Source organism: Synechococcus sp. Cruz CV12-2-Slac-r (assembly GCF_024346075.1).
Classification (GTDB): Bacteria; Cyanobacteriota; Cyanobacteriia; order PCC-6307; family Cyanobiaceae; genus Synechococcus_D.
Genome location: NZ_JAGQEK010000083.1, coordinates 1 through 7,602, shown reverse-complemented (window position 1 = coordinate 7,602; position 7,602 = coordinate 1). Strand labels below are relative to the sequence as shown.

Sequence of the window (7,602 nt, the reverse complement as noted above, 5' to 3'; positions counted from 1 at the left end):
TGAACCGATTTGATTCACTTTGATCAGGATTGAATTGGCAATACCAAGATCGATACCGCGCTGCAAACGGGAACTATTGGTAACAAATAGATCATCCCCAACTAGTTGCACATTGCTACCGAGGCGATCGGTAAGTAATTTCCAACCATCCCAATCATCTTCAGCGATGCCATCTTCAACCGAAACGATTGGATAGCGGCTTACCAGCTGAGCGAGTTGATCAACCATCTCAGCGCTGCTGTAGCTACTACCGCCAAAGCTATATCTACCGTTGCTAAAAAATTCGGTGCTTGCCACATCAAGGGCAAGGGAAATTTGATCGCCTGGTTTATAACCAGCCTTCTCAATTGCCTGCATTAAAAGTGCAGCCGCCGCATCATTATTTTCTAGATTTGGTGCAAATCCTCCCTCATCACCCACTGAGGTTGATAGGCCCTGATCATGTAATAAGCCCTTCAAGGTATGGAATACTTCGGCGCCCATACGCAGGGCTTCCCGGAAGCTATCTGCCCCATGGGGCACCACCATGAACTCTTGAAAATCCAAGTTATTGGTGGCATGGGCACCACCATTGATCACATTCATCAATGGCACCGGCAGCAGGGTGGCGGAGGGCCCCCCTAGGTAGCGGTAAAGGGGTAACCCCACCCCGTTTGCTGCAGCCCGAGCCACGGCCAGGCTCACGGCCAATACCGCATTGGCGCCAAGGGAAGATTTGTTGTCGCTGCCATCAAGTTCAGCCATCGCAGCATCAACGGCCCCTTGATCAAGGGCCATTAGGCCGCATAGGGCAGGGGCGATCCGTTCTTCCACATTGGTAACGGCTTGGCTTACGCCTTTACCGAAATAACGCGAACGGTCGCCATCGCGTAATTCATGGGCTTCATGGGCGCCGGTGCTGGCACCGCTTGGCACCATTGCCCGGCCGCTGGCGCCACCTTCCAATAAAACTTCAGCCTCAACAGTTGGAGTGCCGCGGGAATCAAGCACTTCCCGTGCAACCACCGTGTCGATTACAAGGTCTAGAGAATCGAACACAAAGTTCTTGCTAAGCGGGGCCATTATGCAGATTCGAGCGCCACAATGACCGCAACCACTGGCACATAACAAAATGCGTTTACTACACATGATGTTGCGGGTGGGCGAATTAGATCGCTCGATCCGCTTTTATACCGAAGTTTTAGGGATGAATCTGTTGCGGCGCAAGGATTATCCCAGCGGCCGCTTTACTTTGGCTTTTGTTGGTTACGGGCTCGAGAGCGCAGAAACTGTGTTGGAACTCACCCATAACTGGGATATCAGCAGCTACGAAATTGGGGCTGGTTATGGCCATATTGCCCTTGGAGTGGAAGACATCGCTGCAACTTGCGAAATGATCCGCGCCCAGGGGGGCAAAATAGTGCGGGAGCCAGGGCCCATGAAACACGGCACCACCGTGATCGCTTTTGTGGAAGATCCCGATGGCTACAAGATCGAATTGATCCAGCAGAAAATCTGATTTAATGCGCGCTCCAGAAGCTTCTTTTAGCCTCACCACCGCTCCGGAACGCTTTACGGATCTGGCTTGGGATTTGCTGCTGGCAGCTCAGGATCAAGCCCGCCGTTGGCGCCATGGCGAACTGGATGTGGAACATTTGTTGCAGGCGTTGTTGCAGGAACCCCGCTGCCTTGAATTAATCGCTCCTTTTGGCATTAACCAAGCTCAGCTGCTTGATGGCCTTGATGATTTCTGCGCCCAACAGCCCACCCGCAGCAGCAACACTCTCTATGTGGGGGATGCCCTTGAGTTGTTGCTTGATCGCGCTGACGCTGAACGTGAACGGGTAGGCGCTAGCAGCATTGATGCCGCTCACCTCTGGAAGGTGTTGCAAACAGAAGCGCGCCTTGGCGCAACTTTGCTGGGGAGTAGTTCGAGGGCGGCAGCGGCAAGGCCGGCTCAAGATCAGCAAAACCAAGCCAATGCAGCCACTGATGATTTTTCAACCAAACAAGATGATTTTTCAACTAAACAATTAGCGCCCGAGCAACTGTCTCCAGAAAACCTTGCGCCAGAACAATCAGCTTTAGATCAATTCGGCCGCGATCTCACTGCCTTAGCTCGTAATGGTGAATTGGATCCGGTAATTGGCCGCGATGCTGAAATTCGTCGCTTGATTCAGGTGCTTTCGCGCCGCAGTAAAAACAACCCGGTGTTAATTGGTGAACCGGGGGTAGGTAAAACCGCTATAGCTGAATTGTTGGCGCAGCGAATCGTGGCAGGTGAGGTGCCGGATTCCCTTAAAGGGCGGCGTTTGATCTCTTTGGATCTTGGTGCCTTGATCGCCGGCGCTAAATATCGAGGTCAATTTGAAGAGAGGCTGCGGCTGGTGTTAAACGACATCGCAGCCGCCGATGAAGGTGCTGAAGGGGTGGTGTTATTTATCGATGAACTGCACACCCTCGTTAATAACGATCGTTCTGGTGCTGATGCCGGCAGTGTGCTGAAACCTGCGTTAGCTCGCGGTGAATTGCGTTGTATTGGTGCCACCACGATTGAGGAATATCGCCGCACTTTGGAAAAAGATCCGGTGCTTAATCGGCGTTTTCAGCAATTGGTAATCAAAGAGCCAACGCTTGAGGTATCGCTTGAGATTTTGCGTGGGGTGCGTGAGCGCTACGAATTGCACCATGGCGTGAGCCTTAGCGATGGGGCCCTAGAGGCGGCAGTGCGCCTGGCAGATCGCTACATCAGCGATCGTTGTTTGCCGGATAAAGCAATCGATTTGATCGATGAAGCGGCAGCGGAATTAAAAATGGAAGCCACCTCTAAACCCGCTCTAGTGGAACAGGCGGAGGCGGAACTGCGGCGGGTGGAGCGGGCCTTGTTGGCGGCGGAGCAGGCCCCCGCAGCAGAGCGAGCGCAGCAGCAGCAACGCCGCAGTGAAGCTTTAGATCGGCTCGAAAGTTTGCAAGATCAATGGCAGCAGGAACGGGAACAGCTGCAGGAATTACGCCAATTGCAGCAGCGAGAAGAAGATTTGCGCCATGGCATAAATGAAGCAGAACGGCTTACAAATTGGGAGGAGATGGCCCGGCTGCAGGTGGAGCTGGAGCACGATGTGCAAAGGCGCCGCCAGGCTCTAGAGCAAGTGATCCAGCAGGGGGGCCGCTTGCTGCGCGATCAGGTGCAGGAAGGTGATATCGCTGATCTGGTGGCCCGCAGCACCGGTATCCCGATTCAGCGTTTATTGGCTGGTGAGCGGCAAAAATTGTTAGAGCTGGAACTGCGGCTAAGCGAAAAGGTATTGGGGCAGCCCGATGCGGTAGCAGCAGTGGCGGCGGCGATCAGGCGAGCTAGGGCGGGGATGAAGGATCCGCGCCGGCCGGTGGGTTCCTTTCTATTTATGGGCCCCACAGGTGTTGGTAAAACCGAATTAGCCCGCACCTTGGCCGCTTGTTTATTTGATCAGGAAGATGCCCTAGTGCGGCTCGATATGAGTGAATTTATGGAGCGCAATGCGGTGGCTCGCTTAATCGGTGCACCGCCGGGATATGTGGGTTATGAGGAGGGCGGCCAACTCACAGAAGCGGTGCGGCAACGGCCCTATGCGGTGGTGTTGCTGGATGAAGTGGAGAAGGCCCATCCCGATGTGTTCAACCTGCTGCTGCAGGTGTTAGACGACGGCAGGTTGAGCGATTCCCAGGGCCGCAGCGTTGATTTCCGCCACACCGTGGTGGTGATGACCAGCAATTTGGCAAGCAGGGCAATCCTCAGCCATGCCCGTGATGGCAATAGCGATGCCCTTGATGCAGAGGTGGATAAAAGCCTGGCAGCCCATTTCAGGCCCGAATTCCTAAACCGCATCGATGAACTAATTCGCTTCCGCCCCTTGCAGCCGGAAGATCTCGAACCAATCGTGCGTTTGCAGTTGCGGGAGTTGCAAACGCTATTGCTGGAGCAGGGTTTGGAGTTGCAGGTGGAGGAAGCTGTGGTGGCCTGGCTTGCCAGAGAAAGCTACGACCCTGAATATGGGGCCCGCCCTTTGAGGCGTTTATTGCGGCGCAAATTGGAAAATCCCCTAGCTACGGCGCTGCTGGAGGAACAATTCAGTGCAGCCCGGGGGGTGCTGGTGGAAATGACTGAAGATCAGCCAAGCTTCCGCTCCATTATGTAGGCTGGATTTTTGCGGGTACACCGCGCGTTGGAGGATTGTGGTTTCAAGCCAGCCCCCCAGCCCCGAGGGATCCGGCCCTGGCGGTTGGATTCAATCCACCTTTGCTGAATTGCGCCGAGTGGTGTGGCCTAGCCGCCAGCAACTCATCAGCGAATCAGTTGCTGTTTTATTAATGGTGACTATTTCAGCTGCCGCAATCGCTTCGTTAGATCGTTTCTTTCATTGGCTGTCTCAGCTGCTCTTCCGTTGACTGCACCTTTATCTGAACTCACCGAAACCGCTGAGCTCACTGATTTACCAGAACTAACTGATCTGCCAGAGCTAACTGATCAATCAGAGCCTGATCCTGTTGCTGAGCCGGTTGAGGAGGAAGCTCGCCCTGCAGTAGCCCGTTGGTATGCGGTGCAGGTGGCCTCCAGTTGCGAAAAAAAGGTAAAAGCCACCTTGGAGCAGCGGGCCCTCACCTTGGGGGTTTCGAATCGCATTCTTGAAATCGAAATACCTCAAACACCTGCGATAAAAATTAAAAAAGATGGCTCTAGGCAGAGCACTGAAGAAAAGGTTTTTCCTGGCTATGTGTTGATTCGCATGGTGATGGATGAAGACACTGAACAAGCGGTGCGCAGCACACCAAACGTGATCAACTTTGTGGGCCATGAGGAGCGCCGCACCACTGGCCGCTCTAGGGGCAGGATCAAACCACGCCCCCTCAGCCTCACCGAGGTAAATAGGATCTTTAAGCGGGCCCAAGGCAAGAAACCCGTGGTGAAGGTGGATCTAAGCGAAGGGGATCGGATTACTGTTACTGCCGGCCCGTTCAAAGATTTCCAAGGCGAAGTGATCGAAATTTCTGGTGATCGCAGCAAATTGAAGGCCTTGCTTTCAATCTTTGGCAGGGAAACCCCTGTTGAGCTTGAGTTCAGCCAGATCAGTAAAGACAGCTGATCTCCGGGCCGCCCCGCTGCGGGGGGCGGCCATCGGTAGTGGATTTCCACTGCCACAGCACCGTCGAAGGTGCACCGCAGCATTGTTCCGCGTGTAGTAGCCGATGGCTAAAAAAGTCACTGCCATAATCAAGCTGGCCCTTCAGGCTGGCAAGGCCAACCCTGCTCCGCCCGTGGGTCCTGCCCTCGGACAGCACGGGGTAAATATCATGGCCTTCTGCAAGGAGTACAACGCCCGCACCCTGGATAAGGTTGGGTATGTAATTCCGGTGGAAATTTCGGTCTATGAAGATCGCAGTTTTACCTTCATTACAAAAACGCCACCTGCTTCGGTGTTAATCAGCAAAGCTGCTGGCATCGAAAAGGGAGCGCCTCAATCTTCTAAAGGCAGCGTTGGTTCAATCACCAAGGCCCAACTCCAAGAGATCGCCACTACAAAGTTGCCTGATCTCAATTGCAGCAGCGTTGAATCCGCCATGCGGATCATCGCCGGCACCGCCCGCAATATGGGCGTTGCCGTAAACGATTGAGTTCGTTTTTAATCCATTCACCCTCGTTGGGGGAGAAGGTTTTCCTTCGTTAATACCCCGCAAAATCCATGAAACCTCTTCCAAAACGCCTTCGCGCTGCAGCGGCTGCTATCGAGCCCCGTAGCTATGCCCCGCTGGAGGCTGTGGCTTTAGTAAAAAGCAACGCCACCGCAAAATTTGATGAAACCCTTGAGGCCCATGTGCGCCTCGGGATTGATCCCAAATACACCGATCAACAACTTCGCACCACTGTTGCTTTACCAAAAGGCACCGGTCGCAATATTCGTATTGCAGTGATTACACGGGGCGAAAAGGTAGCTGAAGCAAAAGCTGCCGGCGCTCATCTGGTGGGTGATGAAGAACTGGTGGATACCATTGCCGCCGGTGCAATGGATTTCGATCTCTTAATCGCCAGCCCAGACATGATGCCAAAAGTGGCGAAATTAGGCCGGGTGCTTGGCCCTAGGGGTTTAATGCCAAACCCTAAAACCGGCACGGTTACCACTGATTTAGCCGGTGCCATCGCTGAATTCAAAGCGGGTAAGCTCGAATTTCGGGCTGATCGCAGTGGCATCGTGCACGTGCAATTTGGTAAAGCCAGCTTTAGCCCTGAAGATCTACTGAAAAATCTGAAGGCGGTTCAAGAAACTGTTGATCGCAATAAACCCAGTGGCGCTAAGGGCCGCTACTGGAAAAGTTTGTATATCACTTCCACCATGGGCCCATCGGTAGAGGTTGATGTATCTGCGCTGCAAGGCCTTGAATTTGAAGAGTGAACTGCAACGGGTCTGCTAAATTTATATATTCCGGTTTTCCGGAATAGGGCTTTGCGCCTAGCGAGTGGTTATTGGGGGTTTCCCTGGTTCCTGCCGCAACCGAAGACAGCAGGTGGTTTCTTTCGGGATTCCATAAGCCCTGCCGAGGTTTGCTCAGCGGTTTCCCCCTTCAGGGTGCAGATCGGTGTTGCTTCCTCTCAACGGTATGCAACGCCCAGCTTGTTCCCCCTGATCCGTTCCAACCTATGGGCCGCACGCTGGAGGACAAGCAACAGATCGTCGAGGAACTCAAGCAGTTACTTGGTGAGTCGGAAATGGCTTTAGTGCTTGATTATTGCGGTCTTTCCATCAAGGAATTAAGCGATCTTCGTGGTCGTTTAGCTGCAGCAAACAGCGTTTGCAAGGTAACTAAAAACACCTTGATGCGCCGTGCCATCGATGGCGACAGCACTTGGTCTCATCTCGAACCCCTGCTAATCGGTACCAACGCATTCGTTCTTGTAAAAGGCGATGTTGGTGGTGCTGTAAAAGCTGTGCAGTCTTTTCAAAAAGACCGCAAAAAGTCTGAATTGAAGGGTGGCCTTTACGAAGGCCGTTTGCTCTCCTTGGCAGACATAAAAGCAATCGGCGATTTGCCCTCCAAAGAGGTGCTTATTGCGCAGATTGCAGGGGCTATCAATGCCGTTGCCACCCAAGTGGCAGTGGGCATAAACGAGGTGCCTTCCGGCCTTGCCCGGGCGCTCAAGCAGCACGCCGATGGCGAAGGCAGCTGAGATCCGCCGATCACCCGTTCTGTTGCTCTCCTAACCATGTCTACCAAAACCGACCAAATCCTTGAGTCGTTAAAGACCCTTTCCTTGCTTGAAGCTTCCGAGCTGGTAAAGCAAATCGAAGAGGCCTTTGGCGTATCCGCCGCCGCATCTGCTGGCGCCGTGATGATGGCTGCACCTGCAGCCGCTGCTGAAGCTGTTGAAGAAAAAACCGAATTCGATGTCATCCTTGATGGCTTTGATCCGGCTGCCAAGATCAAAGTGTTGAAGGCTGTGCGTGAGGCCACTGGCCTTGGCCTGTCTGAAGCCAAAACTTTGGTGGAAGCTGCTCCAACACCCGTTAAAGAAGGCATCGCTAAAGATGCTGCAGAAGCCCTTAAAAAGGCCATTGAAGAAGTGGGCGGCAAGGTCACTATCAAGTGATCTTC

Annotated in this window: 9 protein-coding genes; 8 read left to right on the top strand and 1 reads right to left on the bottom strand. The window is 53.5% G+C overall.

The genetic code is table 11. The features are described from left to right. On the bottom strand, positions 1-1,038 hold a 1,038-nt coding region (gene eno / locus KB557_RS07555), incomplete at its 3' end, for a phosphopyruvate hydratase (protein ID WP_255132884.1). A gap of 73 nt (positions 1,039-1,111) precedes the next feature. On the opposite strand from eno, the gene gloA reads away from it, so the two are divergent. From gloA to rplL, 8 genes are all read left to right on the top strand, one after another. After that, on the top strand, positions 1,112-1,498 hold the full coding sequence (gene gloA, locus KB557_RS07550) for a lactoylglutathione lyase (RefSeq protein ID WP_255132877.1): 387 nt from the start codon (positions 1,112-1,114) through the stop codon (positions 1,496-1,498). 4 nt (positions 1,499-1,502) lie between these two features. After that, complete coding sequence (locus tag KB557_RS07545) at positions 1,503-4,154, top strand: ATP-dependent Clp protease ATP-binding subunit (RefSeq protein ID WP_255132875.1); 2,652 nt, start codon at positions 1,503-1,505, stop codon at positions 4,152-4,154. A gap of 37 nt (positions 4,155-4,191) precedes the next feature. Continuing rightward, a complete protein-coding gene (gene secE / locus KB557_RS07540) occupies positions 4,192-4,404 on the top strand; it encodes a preprotein translocase subunit SecE (RefSeq protein ID WP_315856209.1) in 213 nt (70 codons plus the stop codon). Then, positions 4,401-5,099 carry a transcription termination/antitermination protein NusG gene (gene nusG / locus KB557_RS07535; RefSeq protein WP_399218826.1) on the top strand — a complete coding sequence of 233 codons (699 nt, stop codon included), beginning with the start codon at positions 4,401-4,403 and terminating at the stop codon, positions 5,097-5,099. The genes secE and nusG overlap by 4 nt, the downstream gene beginning before the upstream one ends. Positions 5,100-5,202: 103 nt before the next feature. Next, positions 5,203-5,628 carry a 50S ribosomal protein L11 gene (gene rplK / locus KB557_RS07530; protein WP_255132873.1) on the top strand — a complete coding sequence of 142 codons (426 nt, stop codon included), beginning with the start codon at positions 5,203-5,205 and terminating at the stop codon, positions 5,626-5,628. Between the two features lie 68 nt (positions 5,629-5,696). Then, positions 5,697-6,404: a 50S ribosomal protein L1 gene (gene rplA, locus KB557_RS07525; protein ID WP_255132871.1), complete on the top strand. Its 708-nt coding sequence runs from the start codon at positions 5,697-5,699 to the stop codon at positions 6,402-6,404. 245 nt (positions 6,405-6,649) lie between these two features. After that, a complete protein-coding gene (gene rplJ, locus KB557_RS07520) occupies positions 6,650-7,177 on the top strand; it encodes a 50S ribosomal protein L10 (protein ID WP_255132869.1) in 528 nt (175 codons plus the stop codon). 36 nt (positions 7,178-7,213) lie between these two features. Then, positions 7,214-7,597: a 50S ribosomal protein L7/L12 gene (gene rplL / locus KB557_RS07515; protein ID WP_255132867.1), complete on the top strand. Its 384-nt coding sequence runs from the start codon at positions 7,214-7,216 to the stop codon at positions 7,595-7,597. The last annotated feature ends 5 nt before the right edge of the window (positions 7,598-7,602 follow it).